Source organism: Myxococcus qinghaiensis (genome assembly GCF_024198215.1).
GTDB classification, from domain to species: Bacteria; Myxococcota; Myxococcia; order Myxococcales; family Myxococcaceae; genus Myxococcus; species Myxococcus qinghaiensis.
This window is the reverse complement of the sequence record NZ_JAKCFA010000021.1, coordinates 212,239-229,684: the sequence shown is the minus strand read 5'-3', so window position 1 is coordinate 229,684 and position 17,446 is coordinate 212,239. Positions and strand designations below refer to the sequence as shown.

General features: G+C 67.3%; 17 protein-coding genes. 8 read left to right on the top strand and 9 right to left on the bottom strand.

Annotation, left to right across the window (positions count from 1 at the left end; translation table 11 throughout):
* Window positions 1-305 precede the first annotated feature (305 nt).
* Entirely contained in the window at window positions 306-2,237 is a 1,932-nt protein-coding gene (locus LZ199_RS33695) for a c-type cytochrome (protein WP_253997859.1), read from the top strand.
* A gap of 47 nt (window positions 2,238-2,284) precedes the next feature.
* On the opposite strand, the gene LZ199_RS33690 is transcribed toward LZ199_RS33695, so the two are convergent.
* Both LZ199_RS33690 and LZ199_RS33685 read right to left on the bottom strand, forming a co-directional pair.
* Entirely contained in the window at window positions 2,285-2,758 is a 474-nt protein-coding gene (locus LZ199_RS33690; protein ID WP_253997858.1) for an SRPBCC family protein, read from the bottom strand.
* 40 nt (window positions 2,759-2,798) lie between these two features.
* Window positions 2,799-3,065 (bottom strand): hypothetical protein, encoded by a 267-nt coding sequence (locus tag LZ199_RS33685; RefSeq protein ID WP_253997857.1) that lies wholly within the window; start codon window positions 3,063-3,065, stop codon window positions 2,799-2,801.
* A 522-nt stretch (window positions 3,066-3,587) separates the two neighbouring features.
* On the opposite strand from LZ199_RS33685, the gene LZ199_RS33680 reads away from it, so the two are divergent.
* Both LZ199_RS33680 and LZ199_RS33675 read left to right on the top strand, forming a co-directional pair.
* Window positions 3,588-5,057, top strand: coding sequence for a right-handed parallel beta-helix repeat-containing protein (locus LZ199_RS33680; RefSeq protein ID WP_253997856.1), 1,470 nt, complete (start codon window positions 3,588-3,590; stop codon window positions 5,055-5,057).
* Between the two features lie 130 nt (window positions 5,058-5,187).
* A complete protein-coding gene (locus tag LZ199_RS33675; protein ID WP_253997855.1) occupies window positions 5,188-5,649 on the top strand; it encodes a hypothetical protein in 462 nt (153 codons plus the stop codon).
* A 58-nt stretch (window positions 5,650-5,707) separates the two neighbouring features.
* Here LZ199_RS33675 and LZ199_RS33670 read toward each other — a convergent pair whose 3' ends face one another.
* Complete coding sequence (locus tag LZ199_RS33670; RefSeq protein ID WP_253997854.1) at window positions 5,708-6,175, bottom strand: DUF1801 domain-containing protein; 468 nt, start codon at window positions 6,173-6,175, stop codon at window positions 5,708-5,710.
* 230 nt (window positions 6,176-6,405) lie between these two features.
* Between LZ199_RS33670 and LZ199_RS33665 the strand changes: the two genes are divergently transcribed.
* Complete coding sequence (locus tag LZ199_RS33665; RefSeq protein WP_253997853.1) at window positions 6,406-6,975, top strand: imm11 family protein; 570 nt, start codon at window positions 6,406-6,408, stop codon at window positions 6,973-6,975.
* Between the two features lie 31 nt (window positions 6,976-7,006).
* Here the strand turns inward: LZ199_RS33665 and LZ199_RS33660 are convergent, their stop codons facing one another.
* From LZ199_RS33660 to LZ199_RS33650, 3 genes are all read right to left on the bottom strand, one after another.
* Complete coding sequence (locus tag LZ199_RS33660) at window positions 7,007-7,561, bottom strand: DUF1993 domain-containing protein (RefSeq protein WP_253997852.1); 555 nt, start codon at window positions 7,559-7,561, stop codon at window positions 7,007-7,009.
* Between the two features lie 127 nt (window positions 7,562-7,688).
* A complete protein-coding gene (locus LZ199_RS33655; protein WP_253997851.1) occupies window positions 7,689-7,949 on the bottom strand; it encodes a hypothetical protein in 261 nt (86 codons plus the stop codon).
* Between the two features lie 436 nt (window positions 7,950-8,385).
* The gene (locus LZ199_RS33650; RefSeq protein WP_323390064.1) at window positions 8,386-9,087 is read right to left on the bottom strand and encodes a TetR family transcriptional regulator; all 702 of its coding nucleotides are present in this window, start codon (window positions 9,085-9,087) and stop codon (window positions 8,386-8,388) included.
* Between the two features lie 92 nt (window positions 9,088-9,179).
* Between LZ199_RS33650 and LZ199_RS33645 the strand changes: the two genes are divergently transcribed.
* On the top strand, window positions 9,180-9,857 hold the full coding sequence (locus tag LZ199_RS33645) for an O-methyltransferase (protein ID WP_253997850.1): 678 nt from the start codon (window positions 9,180-9,182) through the stop codon (window positions 9,855-9,857).
* Window positions 9,858-10,014: 157 nt separating this feature from the next.
* On the opposite strand, the gene LZ199_RS33640 is transcribed toward LZ199_RS33645, so the two are convergent.
* A complete protein-coding gene (locus tag LZ199_RS33640; protein WP_253997849.1) occupies window positions 10,015-10,737 on the bottom strand; it encodes a hypothetical protein in 723 nt (240 codons plus the stop codon).
* Window positions 10,738-11,072: 335 nt separating this feature from the next.
* Here LZ199_RS33640 and LZ199_RS33635 point away from each other — a divergent pair, with 335 nt between their 5' ends.
* Window positions 11,073-12,380, top strand: coding sequence for an FAD-binding protein (locus tag LZ199_RS33635; protein WP_253997848.1), 1,308 nt, complete (start codon window positions 11,073-11,075; stop codon window positions 12,378-12,380).
* Window positions 12,381-12,446: 66 nt separating this feature from the next.
* Here the strand turns inward: LZ199_RS33635 and LZ199_RS33630 are convergent, their stop codons facing one another.
* A complete protein-coding gene (locus LZ199_RS33630; protein WP_253997847.1) occupies window positions 12,447-13,064 on the bottom strand; it encodes a hypothetical protein in 618 nt (205 codons plus the stop codon).
* A 36-nt stretch (window positions 13,065-13,100) separates the two neighbouring features.
* On the bottom strand, window positions 13,101-14,066 hold the full coding sequence (locus LZ199_RS33625; RefSeq protein ID WP_253997846.1) for a helix-turn-helix transcriptional regulator: 966 nt from the start codon (window positions 14,064-14,066) through the stop codon (window positions 13,101-13,103).
* Window positions 14,067-14,096: 30 nt separating this feature from the next.
* Here LZ199_RS33625 and LZ199_RS33620 point away from each other — a divergent pair, with 30 nt between their 5' ends.
* Entirely contained in the window at window positions 14,097-15,566 is a 1,470-nt protein-coding gene (locus LZ199_RS33620) for a hypothetical protein (protein WP_253997845.1), read from the top strand.
* 285 nt (window positions 15,567-15,851) lie between these two features.
* The gene (locus tag LZ199_RS33615) at window positions 15,852-17,294 is read left to right on the top strand and encodes an MATE family efflux transporter (protein WP_253997844.1); all 1,443 of its coding nucleotides are present in this window, start codon (window positions 15,852-15,854) and stop codon (window positions 17,292-17,294) included.
* Window positions 17,295-17,446: the final 152 nt, after the last annotated feature.

Sequence of the window (17,446 nt, the reverse complement as noted above, 5' to 3'; positions counted from 1 at the left end):
CCGCCCCATGCCGACCACCATCTCATCGAGGTAGGCGCTCAGCGCCTCATCCAGCTTGCGCAGATGTGCGGGTGTCATCCCGACCGTAGATCATGACCGCTACCTGGATTCAAGTGACCGGGTAGTATTAGGCGACCAATGTCGCCCACGACACGTTAGCGACAAATGTCCCTTTTCGGGATACACGTGAAGTGCGCTCATACCCCTCGTGCGACTCGGAAACTGACGTCTCCGAGCACGCGCCCACCCGGTCGGACCGAGGCCCCATCCGACCGACCCACAGGAATGTCAGCAGGAGGGACGTCATGGCGGCACGTCTGACTCGAAGCGTTCTCGTCGCGTTGTGGTTTGTCTGTGCCGGCAGCACACCGGCGGCAGCTCAATCCGACCTGCTCGGCAGCAAGCGTGGAGGGCACTTCTGGTTCGAGTTCTGTACGGGCAAGTCCGATGCGACGCTCCTGCCGTCCGACCCACGCTCACTCGTGACGCCGACGTCGAACAAGAACGTCGTCTTCAACGTGGGGTGGAACTCGTGCATGAACCGGGCGCCGCTGACGTGCGGCGAGCTGCGGTCGACCCACGCGGTGGGAGGGCGGCTGCTCGGCGGAAACGGAAGTCCCGATGCCGGCTGGGAGTTCAGCGGCCATTCCGCCTGGAGTCTCTGGTCGATGTCGGCGTCCCAGTACAACGCGCTGTGGCTGAAGTGGGGCCTGCCGTTTCGCCCTTCCGACTTCGACACCCTCGTCGCCGAGCGCTACGGCACCCCGCTCAGCTCGCAGCGCAATCCGTACCCTCTCCCGTTCGAGGATCCGAACCGCACGAACGGGGGCTCCGGCCAGCTGCCGATGGCGCTGACGCAGACACGCAACTCCGACGGCTCGTGGAGCGGACAGATTGGCGTCACGTGTTCGGTCTGTCACAGCGGCCAGATTGGCAAGGCGAGCGACGGCGCGGGCCTGGGGGCGTTGCACGGCACCAACGGCCTCACCGACGCGTCCCTGTTCCTGGGCGAGCTCGGAGGCCTCAACCCCGCCTTCACAATCGCCTCCCTGAATCGCATCCGCGGCACGGGGAACATCACCAACTTCCAGCTCTTCGCCCTGCTCACCATCTTCGATCCCGACGGGACCATCCCCGGCGTCTTCCTCAATCCGGAGATCTGGGCGGCCGGCTCGACGGGCACGGAAGACCCGCCGAACTGGTGGAACCTCGGGCACCGTCCGGTGAAGTTCTTCGACGCAGGGATGAGCAGCGACGCCACGCGCATCGAGCTCTCGTGGTACATGCCGGGCGCCGCGCTGCCGAACTACGAGGACGGCTACGACTGGATCCTCGAGAACGAGTACGAGGCGAACACCTGGATGCTCGGGCTGAAGTCGCCGGCCTACCCTCTACCGGTCAACACGGCGCTCGCGCAGCAGGGGTCGGTCCTGTTCCACACGCTCGACCTGTGGGCAGCGAACCGCAACAACCCGGTCGTGAAGCCGCAGCAGGCCGGCAACGGCTCGTGCGCGAGCTGCCATGGAGCCTACGCGCCGCGCTACGTGAACGATCCGAACTTCCTCGCCAATCCCTTGTTCGAGGGCATGGCGGCCAACGTCACGCCCATCAACGTCATCGACACCGATGACGCCCGAATGCTCGCCAACGACGGAGCCGTCGAGACCCAGGCCAGGAACAGCTTCTTCGGATACAACGGTCAGGACGGGTGCGCCGAAAAGTACAACATGGTCGGCTATCTCGCGCAGCCGCTCTACGGCATCTGGGCGTCCGGCCCCTACTTCCACAACGGCTCGGTGCCCGACCTCTGGAGCTTGCTCAAGTCGTCGGACCGCCCGCGCATCTGGCGTCGAAAGTCGAAGTCGTCGCGGTTCGGCGTTGTCATGGGATTCGAGACCGACCTCGCGAAGGCCTATGACCCAACCAAGGTCGGGTGGAAGTACGACACGATTCCGTGCAGCCACCTGACCCTCTCGCCGTTCAACCACTGCAATCCGTGGGATCCGAACGAGACGCCGCTCATCGAGAGCGGGCTGTCGCTGCTGTACGGCAACGGCGCGCTGGCCTGGAACCTCCTCGGCAGCATCGTGGCCCCGAGCTTCTCGAACTCGGATATCGAGGACCGCAAGATCTACAACACCCGGATGTTCAGCCAGTCGAACTCGGGCCACACGTTCACCGACGTGCTGACCGATGCGGAGCGCACCGCGCTGCTCGAGTACATGAAGACGCTGTGAGCCCTCCTCCTGAGAGGCAGCCCCGTGATGGATGTCCGTTGTGCGGCTCAGAGCCGGTCCTCGGCGAGCAGCTCGCGCGTCCGCTTCAGCGTCGACAGCAAGGCGCTCTTGTAGCCCTTGTCGCCGTTCATCCACTCCTGCTCAGCCTGCTCCTCGGGGCCGTTCGGCGCTTTGCCTCGCAGGCCGAGATAGCAGTAGAAGCGAAGCTGGAGCGTGCCCTCGGCGTCCTCGAACAGCTCGTTGATGATGGCGCCCTCGCGCGGGCCGGTTGCCTGGAAGAAGGTGACCTTGCTCTGCGGCTCGAACGTGATGATTTCGCGCAGCTCGGCTCCTGCAATCGTGGCTTCACGTACAAGGTGAGAGGCACGCTCCTCGACGATGTCGCAACGGGTGCAGAGGCCGGGCGGGAGGAACAGGCGGGCGTCGCGGGCTTTGAGGACCAGGCCCTTCCAGGCCTGCGCGCGGGTCAGCCGGGTCTCGCCTTCGGGGTTCACCGGGATGGTGGCGGTCGAATAAATCATGAGGGTCTCCTGCTCGTGAGTGAGGGGTGTCGCTCGGCCTTCAAGCCGAGGTCGAAATCTCGGCGGCGAAGTCGCGGTACGAGCGCAGGGGACGCCTTAGCAGCGCGGTGAGTCGCGCGCCATCGTCGGCCTCGGGGAGCATTCCGTCGCTGAGGAATCGCTCGCTCATCAGGCGCATGTCGAACGCCATCCAGCTCGGCATGAACCGCCGGAGGTTCTGCTCGAACCCGGCGGTGTCATCTCCCGCATAGATGATGGGGCGCCCCAGGACCTCCGTCCAGATGGCCGCGACATCCGCACCGGTCAATGTGTCGGGACCGACGAGGTTGAGCCGCTCGAGGGGAGCGGAGTGGCCGACTGCTCTCGGCGGAGCAGATGGTGGGCCGCGATCTCTCCGATGTCGCGCGCGTCGATCATGGCGAGGCCCTTGCCGCCAATCGGCATCGGGTAGAATCGGGGCATGAGACGCATCGGCCGAGTTCGAAAGGGCAGCGGCGGAGTCAACCTGTCCACCAAACCGGCTCATGCCCGGTGTGGACGTGGCGCCGCATCTGCTCGACGTACTCCCCCTTCCGTAGGCAGGCCTGGCTGAAGGTCAATGCGCGAACAGCCGCGGGGCGCCGAGCCCCAGGGATGCCGGCTCATGGCCCCATGCAACTCGGTCTGTTTGAACACCAGGCCGTCGAATGGCCAACGCTGAATGGCCATTTGATGTGTAGGGTGGCTTCCAAGGGTCGTGCATCTGCGGGCATGCGTCCATCCTGAGGGCAGGTCGCTTGTGGGGCCACTCTTCGATGTCGAGGTTCTGCGACATCCGCGAAGGAGCCTCATGAAGACGTTTCGAAGAGAGTCGTGGTTGTTGCCCACAGTGGGTTCACTCTTGTTCAGCTTGACGATGGCTTGTGGCGTGACGCCCTCGGACCTCTCCGAGGGTGAGCCAGAGCTCATGGAGTCCGAGAGCAAGGTCGTCGAGCCCCGTGAAGGAATGGAGATCTACCTGGACACGTGTCCAACAGCGACGGTGGCGCCGGGCTCCACGCTGTTTGTCTCGAACAGGGGACCCTGGAATCCAGCCGTCCGCCTGGGGTCCGGAGGCAACCCATACAGGACCATCGTCGAGGCGGTGAAAGCCGCGAAGGCCGGAAACATCATCGAGGTGCGCGCGGGAACCTATCCGGAGCAGGTGGTCATCGATTCGGCGACGTCGCAAGCGGGCACCGCCATTGCTCCCATCGTCCTCAGGGGCCAATCGTTACCCAATCGCCCGCGCCTCGTTCCTCCGACGGACCGGGTCGTGGGCAGCGTGCTGAGTGTGAGCCAGCCCTACTGGATCATCCAGGGAATGGAAATCGACCTCCAGGGCAAGGCCTCGTTTGGCGCGTTGTTCACACGAAACACCTATTGTACGCAGTTGATCAGCTCAGAGATTCACGGAGGCACCGCCGGTGGTGGCGTGGTCGTCAGCAATGCCAACAATGTCCTCATCCACAAGAACCTGATCTACAACTTCTCAAGGCCAGGGGCCGACTCACATGGGGTCCTGTTCAGGGACGCCTCGCGGGATATCTACGTCCTGGAGAATGAGATTCGCCAGACCTCGGGCGACTCGGTGCAGTGCCAGATAGATGGCAACCGGGCCGTGTCTCTCTTCGTCGAGAACAACGAACTGCACGATGCGGGCGAGAACGGCATCGACATCAAGGGGTGCGACTCCCTCTATCTTCGCTTCAACAACCTCCACGACTTCGGCAACCTGACGCTCTATCCCTGGGCGGCAACCAGCTCGGCCGCGGAAGGCATCGTGATCCATGAGGACGCCACGAACGTCCAGATCATCGGCAACGTCATCCAGCGAGCGGGCCGAGGAATCTCGGTGGGAGGGACCGCGAACACGGCCCGCCCCCTGGACGTGCTGATCAGGAACAACACCATCACCGACATCTTCAACTTCCAGGACCGGGGAAACGGGCAGGGCATCCGCGTCGTGCAGGCCAACCGGATCCAGATCCGTACGAATCTCATCGAGCGGACGGCGGACGCGGGGATGCGGCTGGCCGCGGATGAACCCCTGGGCATCACCGGGCTCATCGCGACCAACAACATCTTCCGGGACATGCCCCTCTTCGTGCGGTTGGGCCGCAAGGAGAACCGCCTCCTGTCGGTGATCGACCGCAACCGCTACGAGGGCCCCACCGGCGTCTTCACCGCGACGGGTCTGGTCAACGAGGGGCAGTTCCCCGCGTGGCGAACCGCGCTGGCGCCCGAGGGCCTGGAGCAGAACTCGGTGCGGATCCCCTGACGAAGTCCCCGCCCTGGGCGTGAGATGAAGGGCCGCGGTTGGAGGGCACCTGGCGCATGGGTCTTCCTTGGGAAGGCCTGTGTGCCCAGGGAATGAGGGCCAGCGCGCGCCCCGTGCACAGGTGGATGCCATGACCGAAGGCGAAGTTGCGGTGCGCTTCCCGGTGGAGGTCCAAGCGGTCCGGCTCCTCGAAGACCGTTCCGTCACTGAGCGCCTCGCGAAAGACGGCTACCTGGGCATGGGACGGCCGGAAGAGATGGCGGCCTGGGCCCGCAGGTTCGGCGAGTACATGATTCGCCCGAGGGAAGGCTCCCCCCTGCTGCCGTTCCACCCGGATTCGAGGCTGACCGGCGCGGCGGTGATTCACATCGCGCCGTCCGGGCGCATCTCCGCCGGCTTCCTGCCCGCGGTCATCAATCCGGCCAACGAGCCGATACACGTGTCAGCGGACAGCGACGAAGGCAGGCGGGTGGTCGCCTATCTCGAACGCTGCTGCGCGTCCAAACAGCTTCCGACGAGGCTGAGCGCCCCTCGGCCCGACTCCGGACTGCCCACCTCGTGCATCGAGTTCGTCTCGACCTCAACCGAGTGAGCCATTGGGCGGTCGGGCAGCTTGCGCCTTCGATGCCTTGGCCCGCTCGCTCTATTCCCTACCCGTACTTCTCGCGCATGTGCGTCCACGAACGCGCGGCCAGTTCGCGCAGCACCTTCTGATCCACGTCGGCGAGTTTGTTGATGTAGAGGCAGCTCTTTCCGTTCTTGTACTTCCCCAGCTTTTCCATCAGCGGTTCGGACGCGAGGAAGTCCGGCACGATGTAGAGCACGGTCGCGCCCTTGCGGGGGCTGAAGCCGATCTTCGGCCAATCCGCCTCGCCCATCGTGTTCGTGAGTTTGTATGAGCCATAGCCGATGATCGACGCCCCCCACATCGCGGGCTTCTCGCCAGTGACCTCGCGCAGCAGCTTGTCGATTGCTTTGGCGTCCGCGCGTCTGGCGTCGTCATCGACCGCGGCGATGAATTCGGCGACGGAGGCCTTGTTCTTCTGCGTTTTGACTGCCGCCTTCTTCACGGTGGCTTTCTTGGCTGTGGCTTTCTTGGCTGCGACCTTCTTGGCCATGAGCGTTCCTCCCCGACTCGGACGCCTCACGCTACGCAACCGCGCGCGGAAGCGGAAGCGTCAGGCGCGCGGCGCACCGGTCCGATCGCTCCCCTACCATCGCGCGAGCAAGGCGTCGTTCTCCGGAGCTATTCTCTCGACTCTTGAAGACGAGACTCCGCTTGCACCGGGGATGGTCGCCCCCTGTGCCTCCTCACAATTCGCCGAATGAACTCGTTGGGAACTCCACCATGCCGACTCGATACTTCAAGCTCAACGAAGCCATGCAGGCCGGTAGTTGGTCCCTGGGGCCCCTGATGGACGGACAGGGCCAGGAACTACAAGATACGACGGAGTTCACCTCGGGCCGGCCGGTCCAGGCCCCTGCCCCCCTGAAGCTTCGCGTTCGAGAGCAGGGGCGTCGGCGCGACTTCACCCTGGCAGGCGACGGCAGGACTCCCGTGGTCCACCTCAGGATGGCCACTCTCTTCGCCGAGTACACCCCCCAGGAAGTTCAGCTGCTGCCCGTGAACATCAAAGGCGGCGCGGGGGAGTACAGCGTGCTCGTGGCCACGAGACTCATCCGGTGCATCGATGACAAGGCATCGAAAGAGATACAGTTCTGGAAACCAGAGGATGGGCAGCCTGACAAGCTGGGCCACTACCGCGGCGTCATCGGGATGCGGATTGACCCGATGAAGGTCGGCGGCTTCCAGGTGTTTCGCACCTGGGGGTGGCCCGACGCGCTCATCGTCTCGGAGCACATCAAGTTGGTCCTGGAGCGCGCCAGGCTCACGGGAGCAGACTTCGAGGAGGTCTGAACCGGAGTTCGTGGTTCGCGCTCAGGCTGATTCAGCTCAACGCGTCTCCCCAGTTGCCCAAGAAGTCGCCCATGGTGAGTCGCACGCCTTGGTTGCGCAAGATGCCGTAGACGGTGGTCACGTGATAGAAGAAGTGGGGGATCGCGAAGGCAATCAGAAACTGGCGGCCACTGGAGCTCGTGGAGCCACGGCGGTGCTCAATCACAATCGTTCGCTCCAGGCCGGCTTCGAGGTCGCCTGGCGCGATTCCTCGGAGATACGTGATCGTCGCATCGAGCCGCTGATGCAGGTCCGCGAAGCTCTTGGCATCGTTCGCGGCCGGGACCCGTGGCGCACCCAGCAACTGCGCGATCGCCAACCTGGCTCCCTCCGCGGCCCAATGGACTTGAGCGGCGAGCGTGTACATGTGCAGGTCCGCTGGCGAGTCACTCGCCACACCGCGCATGCCGAGTGGCGCGTCCAGCAACGCCGCTTCACCGCTGCCACTGGCAGCGGAATGCTCTTCGGCCTTCGCCAACTGCGCTTTCAAGGTGGTCAGTCCGCGGACGAACAGGCCAGCAGAGACATCGTAGGCATTCAAAGACATGGCCCATCCTTCACCGCGTCGTGCGCCAGGGCCAAACGGTCCCGACCGGCGCGGCTTGATGAAGTGCGATGATTACCGCACCGTGTCCCTCGCAGCCAGCGGTCTGCCGTCCCCCGCACCTGGAGGCTCACAGGGGGTATTCCTTCGCGACGAGGTAGTCCTCCACCGTGGGCGGGAATTCCTTCCAGAGCCACAGGTCAACCCGCGTCCCCACCAGGGACTTCTGGCGGGGCTCGCCGTCCCCATCCCAGAACACCCACTGGAAGGCCTGGCGCGAAGGAGGCGCGGCAAGGGCACCGACCACGCCGAACGGAAGCCGGCACTCGATGTCCTGGCCTCCCTGCCGCGCCCGCCACCGGCACCGTGCGCCGTTGATGGGCCAGTCCACACGGTTCCCCCGGAAGTCCCTCCACTGGCGCAGGGACGCATGGCCCTTCGGCGCGAGGACGACCGCGGAGTAGGGACGGAGCTCCAGATGAGGACACTGGCGCTCGAGTAGAGGTCGCCACCGCTCCCGCCGCCCTCGTAGAGTGTGAGGCCCAGTGCGAGACACGCTCCTCGCCACCTGGTTTTTGGAATGCTCGTGAACGTGCGCCCGTGCGACACATGTGCCACGCCGAAACGGGCACGTCACGCACGAGAACAGGGAGAAGCGCGGCCCGGCAGCCACAGTGCCGTGGCCCCGACCCGGGTGGCATCACGGCGGCCCAGGAGACGGACGCGGCGGACTGGCGGGCGACAAGACGCTTCGCCTCGCGCTCGTTCGGAGAGGCGGAAGCCCTCCGTCCGTGGAAGGTCGACTGAACCGCGATGGGCGGGAGGCCTCACCGCCGCTTCGTCGAGCGGCGTCGGGGAGGAGGAGGCTGTGCAGGCCCCGCGTCGACGGCAATCGAGGGGGCCGCCGAGAGTGTCTCCAGGTACGCGCAAAACATGTCCGCCAACGCCTCGGAGTAGGTGCTCACCTCCGCGGGCGTTCGAGGGCGCTCCGAGAAGGACTTGCCCACCGCGCTGAGCGTCGTCATGAGGAGGTCTCCCGCGAGCATGCGCGCCGGTTTGGGAGTCGTGGGGAGGACCTCGTGCATGAAGGCCTCGAACGTGGCCTTGCTCGAGGCCCGCACCACGCGTGCTTCGGGTGCATCGCGATAGAGGGGCGCGGCGTCACTCAGCGCGACACGCACCGCTGCCTCGTCGCACTCGGATTGGACGAAGGTGTGAACCAGTGCACGGAGCCGTGCGAGCGGCGGCCGCGTCGTGTCCTCGAGCAGCTCGCGGGTGAGCGCGGTCGTCTGTCGCCACTCGTCTGCCTGGAGTCGGAAGAGGACCGCCGCCTTGTTCGGGAAGTACTGGTACAGCGACCCGACGCTGACGCCGGCCTTCTCGGCCACGCGTGCCATCGTGAAGCGCGCTGCGCCCTCCTTCACCAGAACCTGAATAGCCGCGCGGAGGACCGCCCCGACGAGCTCGTTCGAGCGCGCCTGTTGAGGCTCTTTTCTCGTGGAGATTCGAGGACTTCGTCGAGGGCTCACGTGCGCTCCAGTCAATGCGAATTGTGAACCTGAATGATTCGTCGCATTTTGTCCACCGTCACGACTTGATGCCGCACGGAACGGAGAACGCGATGACCACGCTGACCCAAAGCCCCCTCGCACCACTGCTCGAGCGCTTGTTCCAAGAAGCCGAGGCGATGTCGCCTCTCGCCATCCCAGAGGTGGCGGCGCTCTCGCGCGAGGAGCGGGAGCGCCTGATGCGAAGCAAGACGGACTACCTCGACTTCTACGGGCGGCTCAAGGACGCCGCGCTGGCCGTCTCGCGCGAGACGGGCCTCCTGCTCTACATGCTGGCGCGCAGCTCGGGCGCGCGGACAGTCATCGAGTTCGGGACGTCGTTCGGCATCTCGACGCTGCATCTGGCCGCCGCGCTCCGAGACAATGGTGGGGGCCGCCTCATCACCAGTGAATTCGAGCCGTCGAAGGTGGCGCGCGCTCGAAGGAACCTCGAAGCGGGAGGCCTCGCGGACCTGGTGGAGATTCGCGAAGGAGATGCGCTGAAGACTCTCGCGCTCGACCTCCCCTCACGCATCGACCTGCTCCTGCTCGACGGGGCGAAGGCGCTCTACCCGGACATCCTGCGAATGCTCGAGGGCCGGCTCCGCCCGGGGGCGCTCGTTGTCGCCGACAACGCGAACGACAGCCCTGACTACCTCGCTCGGGTTCGGGACCCGAGCAATGGCTATCTCTCGACGCCGTTCGCGGAGGACGTCGAGCTGTCCATGCGGCTCGAGTGCTACGTCCGCTGAACCCATCCATGAGAGGCGGAGGACGTCGTCGCGCCCGTGGCTGCTCCCGGTCGGCTCCCAGCCGAGGACGCGCGCCGTCCCTGCCTCTGCCTGCGCGAGCACCTTGGCGCATGCTCGACCCGAGGTGCGCTGGCCATCCTCGGCACGCAACGACCGGTCAGGCGAAGAGCGGTCTGCCTTCCTCCATGGCTTCGCGGATGTCACCCGCGCTGATGCCTTCTTCGCCCTCGATGAGCGAGGGATGGAGGATGCCCTTGACCGAGCTCGCTTCCTTCGGTGAGAAACCGAAATAGCTCGGCTTCTTCACTTCGGTACCCTTGTCTCTGGCCCGCTTTTCCGCCTCCTCTGCGTACTGCGAGAACGCGTGGTAGTTGCTCTTCTCGACGCGGAGCAGCCGTGCCTGGGGCTTCTGGCCAATCTCGAAGAGGCCATTCCCCGAAGCCTCGAGCCAGCTCCCGGCGAGCAGCGCCTCCCTGACGGCGAAGTGCGCGGGCTTGCTCAGCTGGGTGACGAGCAGCCCCTCGACATGCATCGATTTGCCGACGTAGAGCATCGCGTCTGCGCCGACGAAGGCCTGCTGACAGAAGATCGACCCTGTCACGAAGAGCGCACCGTAAAAGTCGCCCTGGATGAAGAAGAGCGGGCCGTTGACGGTGAGGTTACCGTCGATGACATGCAGCGTGACGTCCTCGTCGTCGGCCGCACCAAACCTCACGGGGCCGTCGATGACCACGTCGCCCTTGTGGACAAGGTAGTGTGAGGGGTCCTCGGGGAAGACCTCACCGAGGCCGTCCTCGCTGATGCTGTTGATCTCGTACTTCGCGCTCGCGTCCTCGAAGGGGAGCTCGCTCCACTCCAGTTCCTTGTTCTCGGTGAACATCGTTTCCTTTTTCAAGTCGCGGTCGCGCCGGTATCAAGCCTCGCGCTCGAACGTACCAATCGGTGTTCGGGCCTGTCGAGGTAGCGACGGCGAATGGGCCTCGAAGCACACCATGTGATGGAGCCCGGGGGAGAGGGCAATTGTTGGGAGAGGAGGCAGCGGGATAGAAGTCTCCAACGTAGAAGGAGGAGTGAATGTCGAGTCGAACCGTCTCCCGGAGGACGTTGCTCCAAGGTGCGTTGGTCGCAGTCGCATTCAATCCCATGAGCCGGAGCTGGGCCTCCTCGCCAGAGGCAGGCACGGTCCCCCTTCCGCCACTCGATGGCGAGTTGCTGATGGACACCGCGTCTCGGACCGCGGCCGCGGAGGACTTCGGTCACGTCCTCCACCGCACGCCGTGGGCGGTGCTCGTCCCCGGCTCGGTGAAGGACATCGTGGCCATGGTCCGCTTCGCGCGGCGCCAGGGCCTGGAGATCGCCGCCGCTCGGGGCCTCGGTGAGAGCCACAGCACCTTCGGCCAGGCCCAGGTGGCCGCGGGCATCGTCATCGACATGTCCGCGCTGTCGACCATCCACGAGATATGCGAGGACAGCGCCTGGGTGGATGCGGGCGTCCGGTGGCACGAGCTGCTCCAGGCCTCGCTTCCCAGCGGCAAGAGCCCGCCGGTGCTGACCGACTACATCGAGCTGAGCATCGGTGGGACGCTGTCGGCGGGCGGCATCGGCGGGCAGGCGTTCCGCTGGGGCCTCCAGGTGGACAACGTCCTGGAGATGGACGTCGTCACGGGTCGGGGCAAGCTGGTGCGGTGCTCGCGCTGGCGTGAGCGGCCCCTGTTCGACGCCGTGCGCTCGGGCCTGGGCCAGTTCGGCATCATCGTGCGAGCGAGGGTGCGGCTCGTCGAAGTGCCGCCCCGCGCTCGGACGTACATCGCGCTGTACAACGACCTCCACCGCTTCATGGAGGACCAGCGGCGGCTCATCGAGGACGGTCGCTTCGATTACGTCGAGGGCTCCGCCGTCGCCTCCAACGGGAGCCGGGCGTATCAGCTCGAGGTGGTGAAGTACTTCACCCCGGGCTCGGAGCCGCACGATGCGAGACTGCTCGCGGGCCTGGGCTACCAGCCGGGAACGCTCCAGGTGAGCGACGGCAGCTACTTCGACTTCGCCAACCGGCTCGCGCCGCTGGTCGAACTGCTCAAGCAGCTCGGCGTCTGGGGCTTCCCTCATCCGTGGCTGGACATGTTCGTCCCCGCCCGGTCCGCCGAGTCCTTCGTCCAGGAGGTCCTCTCGCAGACCACCGAGGCCGACATGGGACAGGGGCCCATCCTGCTCTACCCCTTCCGCGCCTCGGAGCTGACCGCGCCCTTCCTGCGCGCTCCCAACGACAGACACGTCTTCCTCTTCTCGCTGCTGCGCACCGCCATTCCACCGACGCCGGAGAACGTCGCGTCCCTGGTGCAAAAGAACCGCGCCATCTTCGACCGGCTCACGGCCATCGGCGGGAAGATCTATCCCGTGGATGCCGTGCCCTTGAACCCCACCGACTGGCGCCGCCACTTCCACCCTGCCTGGGAGCGGTTCGAGCACGCGAAGCGGCGCTACGACCCGGACCGCATCCTCACGCCGGGACAAGGCATCTTCTGATTCGCACGACGTCCGGAGGCTTGCCCGGGGTCGGCTCGACGCGGTGATGGACAGGCAGGGCAGCCCTCAAGGGGTGCCCGCGCCCTGCTTCGCCCCGCTGGCCGCCGTGTCGACCCGCGTGTCCTGGGCAATCCAGTTCACCTCCCAGGTCTTCCCGCCATCGTCCGAGAAGGCCTGCTCGAAGCGGACGGAAGCAGGCGTCACGTTCGAGATGACGAAGCGCACCAGGATGGCGCGCCCGTCGAGCCGCTCCTGGGCGTAGAACTCGCCGCGTCCGTCCTTGAACTCGCCCACGGTCGGCACGGCGAGGGTGCCATCGCGGCTGCTCGCGAAGTGCAGGCTCCACTGGCGCGTCTGTGGATTGTACAGGCGCAGGTTGAGGCCCTCGAAGCGCCCACCCTCCCCGTCGGCCACCAACTCCACGAGGTTGCCTCGGCCGTTCCACACCTTGCGCACGACGGTGGTCCCCGTCATCTCCACCCAGGTGTTCGAGCCCGTCAGCGGACGCAGGCGCCGCTTCAGCTGCGTGCGCCAGGTGCCAATCTCGAAGTCGAAGTCGTGCTGGCCATCGCGCGGGGCAGGCGAGGAGGCCGCGCGCTCCTGGGCGAGCCCCGGGAGCGGGTACGACACGAGTGCGGGCAGGCAGGCGAAGAGCAGCGGCCGGAGCAGGTGGCGGAGGTTCATGCCCGCGAAGCTAGAGGCGTGCGCGCCGCCCCGCTGTCAGGAACCTGCGCGGACCCGCCGCAGCTCCTCACGCAGGCGCGCGGGGCTGCTGCCCAGCACCTGGCGCACGCTCTGCGACAGGTGGCTGTGGTGCGAGAAGCCCAGCTCCAGCGCGAGCCCCGCGAGGTCCTGCTCACCCTCCGAGAGCCGCTGCAGCGCCGTGAGCACCCGCAGCTGGCGGCGCCAGGCGCGCAGGGACAGCCCCGTCTCCGCGTGGAAGAGGCGCATGAGGTGGAAGGGCGAGCAGCGGGCCTCCCGCGCCACGGTGTCGAGCGAGAGGTTCGCCGAGAGCTGGGCCGCGAGCAGCGCGCGCACGCGGCCGACCGTGCGGCGTCGTGCGCCCCGGTCTCCGCGCGCGGGGGCCTCCGCGCGTTGCCTGTCCGAAGCGGCCACCTCCAGCAGCGCGAACACCGTCTCCTCACGCGAGAGACGGTCTCCGCCCGGGTCGCGCAGCGCGGCACACACGCGCGCGTGGCGCAGGTGCACCGCGGCGCTCAGCCCCAGCTCCGGATGGTCCGGACCACGCCGGCCCCACAGCTCGTCGAAGAGCTCCGGTGACAGCTTGATGACCGTCGCATCGTCTCCCTCCGCGCCTGGATGGCCGACCCGGTAGTCCACGCGCGGGTGGTGCAGCAACGCGGTGCAGGGGTCGGCGACGAAGCGCCTCAGCCCCCGGTGGTAGCTGAAGCAGCCTCGGCGCAGCAGCACCAGGTGTCCCGGGTCCCCGCCCCGCTCCTCCGCGGGACCCGCGCGCGGATGCCGGCAGCGCGAGTCGAGCACGCGGAACTGTTCGGACTCGAGGAGGGTCAGCACCTGGGCCATGGGACTCCACCATCCTCCCGCGCGGGGCGCATGGGAAGCCCGCAGGTGGCCCTCCGCCACGTCCAGCCGCGCGAGCAGTGTCTGCCTTCGCGCGGCGACCTGCGCTCCAGGGCAGTTGCTCCGTATCCTGGTGGCTCCCACCGTCGTCCTCCTGGTTTTGAAGGGAGCGACATGCACTCGAAGTATGGCTTTGCCCTGATGTGTCTGGGCTTGATGGGGTGCGCGGAACCGGACTCAGCGCCCGATACCGTCAAGGCCCAGGCCTGCGCGCCGGGCGTGGCCCAGCGGGTGAAGGTCGTCATGCCTCCGGGCGACGACCCGCCCTGGGACGAGCCCGCACCCGAGAGTCTGGTGGACGTCCAGGGCACCCTCTACTTCGCCGTGAACCTCCGCGATGGCCGCAGCGCGCTGTGGCGCAGCGACGGCTCTGACGCGGGCACCTTCCCGGTGAAGTCCTTCCCGGCGGTGACACCCCGGAGGAGCAGGGGCCTGGGCGGGCTGGTCCCGGTGGGCAGCCAGGTCTTCTTCCAGGTGTGGAATCCCGACACCGGCAACGAGCTCTGGGTGAGCGACGGCACGGAGGCCGGCACGCACCTGGTGGCGGACCTGATGCCGGGGACGGCGGGCTCCTCCCTCTCCCTCCCCACCGCGCTGGACGGCGCGCTGTCGTTCTTCCGGCGCATACCGGTGGCGACGGGGACACAGGTGGAGCTGTGGCGCTCGGATGGGACGGCCTCGGGCACGGTGCAGGTCGTGAACTTCGGGGTGCTCGCCGCGCTCCAGGGGCAGCGGCTGAGGGAGGGCGACGCCCTGCTCTTCTTCCTCGTCGGGCCCGGCAGCGGCACCGCGCTGTGGCGGACCGATGGCACGGCCTCCGGGACATCCTTCGTCAAGCGGCTGGACGCCGACGTGGTGTCCCTGGGTGACGTGCGGAGCCCCGACAGCGGAGCCCCGGGATTGTTCACGCTGCTCGACGGCCCCAACACGGAGGTGTGGAAGACGGATGGCAGCCCGACCGGCACGGTGCGCCTGGACACGTTCGGCCGGAGTATGCGGTTGCTCGGAGCGCTGGGTTCGTCGGTGTATCTGACGTCCGCGGATACAACCACGCGGCGCATGGGACTGTATCGCCTGTCCCTCGCTGGCGGAGGCAAGACCACCGTCAAGGTGCTGCCCAATCCCTATGCGGACATGGAAGGGACGACGCCCTACCTGCAGAACACCACCAGCTCCGGCGGGCGGCTCTACTTCTCCGTGGCCATCGGCAGCCCCTTCCCCGGCCCCGCCGCGCTGCGCGTGGGCCTCTGGGTGACGGATGGAACCGCCGAGGGGACCGTGCAGCTCCCCGTGGAGCTGAGCATCTCCGAGTATTACTGGTCCCCCCTCTACGCCACGGGCATGGGCGCGGTGCTCTTCGGCGGGGACACGTCGCCCATCTCCTACAACGAGCCCTGGGTGACGCGGGGCACGGCCATGTCCACGGGACAGGCCGCGGACATCTCGGGAGGAGGTTCGTCTCCCCAGGGCTTCGCCCGCGTCGGGGAGCAGGTCTACTTCAGCGCCAGGGACGACACGTCCGAACCCCAGTTGTGGTCCCTGCCCGCCGACCTCGCGTGTCCTCCGGGCCCCGTTCCGAAGTAGGCGCTCGCCCCCAGCCCTGCGCGAATACCCCCGCGAGCAAGCCCAGGCGGGTCCAGGGAGAGCCTCCACACCAGGTCGTCCTCGCGCCGCGCCCGCAGGCAGTCAGGCACATCGAGCGTGTGCCGCATGGACAGGTCCGCGCCGCCGGCCCCCCCCAACTGGTGTCGCGTGACGCCCTTCGCGACCCAAAGCCATGCCCCCGGAATCCACCCGGGCCTCGGTACCGGCAGGCGGGGAACCGTGGGGGATGAATGGCGCGGAGCGTCCTGTTGCTCCGCCCAATCCATGACGCAACCCCCACCCGACTCCTTGTCCCCTGGCGCCTCCCCTGCCACCTCGGGACTCAAGGGCCTGCTCGCCTCCCTCTGGCTGGCCGTGCGCGGCTCCACCGAGGACCTGGCCACCGGGCCCGTGGACCGCGCCTTCCTGCTGCTGTCCGTGCCCATGGTGCTGGAGATGGTGATGGAGTCCATCTTCGCCCTGGTGGACGTGCTCTTCGTGTCCCACCTGGGCGCGGACGCCATCGCCACCGTGGGCCTCACCGAGTCCGTGCTCACGCTCTTCCGGACCGTGCCGTTGGGGCTGTCCATCGGCGCCACCGCGCTCATCGCCCGCCGCATCGGCCAGAAGGACGCTGAGCGCGCCGCGAGCACCGCCGTGCAGGCCCTGGGACTGGGGCTGGCCCTGTCCGTGCCGCTGGCGCTCGCCGGCGGCCTCTTCGCGCGCCCGCTCCTCATCGCGCTGGGCGCGGCGCCCGGCGTGGTGGAGCACGGCCTCGGGTACACGCGACTGATGCTGGGCAGCTTCCCCATCATCATGCTGCTGTTCCTCATCAGCGCCATCCTGCGCGGCGCGGGGGACGCGGCCACCTCCATGCGCGCGCTGTGGCTGGCCAACTCGGTGAACATCGTGCTCGCGCCGCTGTTCATCTTCGGCCTGGGGCCCCTGCCCGCCCTGGGCGTCACCGGCGCGGCGCTGGCCACCACCGTGGGCCGCTCCACCGGCGTGCTGTACCAGGTGTACCGCCTGCTCAAGGGCAGCGGACGTCTGGAGTTGCACCGCCGCCACCTGCGCGTGGAGCTGTCCACGCTGCGCTCGCTGCTCAAGCTGTCCGGCGGCGCCATCCTCCAGTCGCTGCTGGGCATGTCCAGCTGGCTCGTGCTGATGCGCCTGGTCGCCACCTTCGGCAGCACGGCGCTCGCGGGCTACACGCTGGCCATGCGCATCCTGCTCTTCGCGCAGCAGCCGTCCTGGGGCCTGTCCCACGCGGCGGGCACGCTGGTGGGCCAGAGCCTGGGCGCGGGCGACACAGAGAGGGCCGAGCGCGCCGCGTGGCGCGCCAGCTTCTACACGCTCGGCTTCCTGGGCGTGGTGGCGGTGGGCTTCCTGGTGTTCGCCGAGCCCCTCATCCAGCGCTTCACCTCCGACCCGGAGGTGGCCCTGCACGCCGTGCGATGCCTGCGCATCGTCAGCTGCAGCCTCACCCTCTACGCCTTCGTCACCGTGCTGCCCCACGCCTTCAACGGCGCGGGGGACACCACCACGCCCACCGTGGTGAACGCCCTCTTCTCCTGGGGCCTCCAGCTGCCCCTGGCGTATGTCCTCTGCCATTCGTTGGGCTGGGGCCCCACGGGCGTGTTCGTCGCCATCGCCGTCAACTACGGCGCGCTGGGCCTCGCCAGCGCCGCCCTCTTCCGCAGGGGCGGTTGGAAGCTGCGGCACGTTTGATGCCGGCTTCGGCACCGGACAGTCGGCCCTGCCCGGAGGCTGAGTTGAAAGCGCTCGCCCACATGCCGACTTTCCCGGGACTCTCGCGGTGCGCGGGTGACCCGGAGCGCCCGGGACACCGCACCGGAGGCGCCCGACACCCCGGAGCGCCC

Excerpts from the sequence above, each read along its gene's own strand:
- LZ199_RS33695 (WP_253997859.1), top strand. The coding sequence starts at position 306 with ATGGCGGCACGTCTGACTCGAAGCGTTCTCGTCGCGTTGTGGTTTGTC.
- LZ199_RS33690 (WP_253997858.1), bottom strand. The coding sequence starts at position 2,758 with ATGATTTATTCGACCGCCACCATCCCGGTGAACCCCGAAGGCGAGACC.
- LZ199_RS33680 (WP_253997856.1), top strand. The coding sequence starts at position 3,588 with ATGAAGACGTTTCGAAGAGAGTCGTGGTTGTTGCCCACAGTGGGTTCA.
- LZ199_RS33675 (WP_253997855.1), top strand. The coding sequence starts at position 5,188 with ATGACCGAAGGCGAAGTTGCGGTGCGCTTCCCGGTGGAGGTCCAAGCG.
- LZ199_RS33670 (WP_253997854.1), bottom strand. The coding sequence starts at position 6,175 with ATGGCCAAGAAGGTCGCAGCCAAGAAAGCCACAGCCAAGAAAGCCACC.
- LZ199_RS33665 (WP_253997853.1), top strand. The coding sequence starts at position 6,406 with ATGCCGACTCGATACTTCAAGCTCAACGAAGCCATGCAGGCCGGTAGT.
- LZ199_RS33660 (WP_253997852.1), bottom strand. The coding sequence starts at position 7,561 with ATGTCTTTGAATGCCTACGATGTCTCTGCTGGCCTGTTCGTCCGCGGA.
- LZ199_RS33645 (WP_253997850.1), top strand. The coding sequence starts at position 9,180 with ATGACCACGCTGACCCAAAGCCCCCTCGCACCACTGCTCGAGCGCTTG.
- LZ199_RS33640 (WP_253997849.1), bottom strand. The coding sequence starts at position 10,737 with ATGTTCACCGAGAACAAGGAACTGGAGTGGAGCGAGCTCCCCTTCGAG.
- LZ199_RS33635 (WP_253997848.1), top strand. The coding sequence starts at position 11,073 with ATGGACACCGCGTCTCGGACCGCGGCCGCGGAGGACTTCGGTCACGTC.
- LZ199_RS33630 (WP_253997847.1), bottom strand. The coding sequence starts at position 13,064 with ATGAACCTCCGCCACCTGCTCCGGCCGCTGCTCTTCGCCTGCCTGCCC.
- LZ199_RS33620 (WP_253997845.1), top strand. The coding sequence starts at position 14,097 with ATGCACTCGAAGTATGGCTTTGCCCTGATGTGTCTGGGCTTGATGGGG.
- LZ199_RS33615 (WP_253997844.1), top strand. The coding sequence starts at position 15,852 with ATGACGCAACCCCCACCCGACTCCTTGTCCCCTGGCGCCTCCCCTGCC.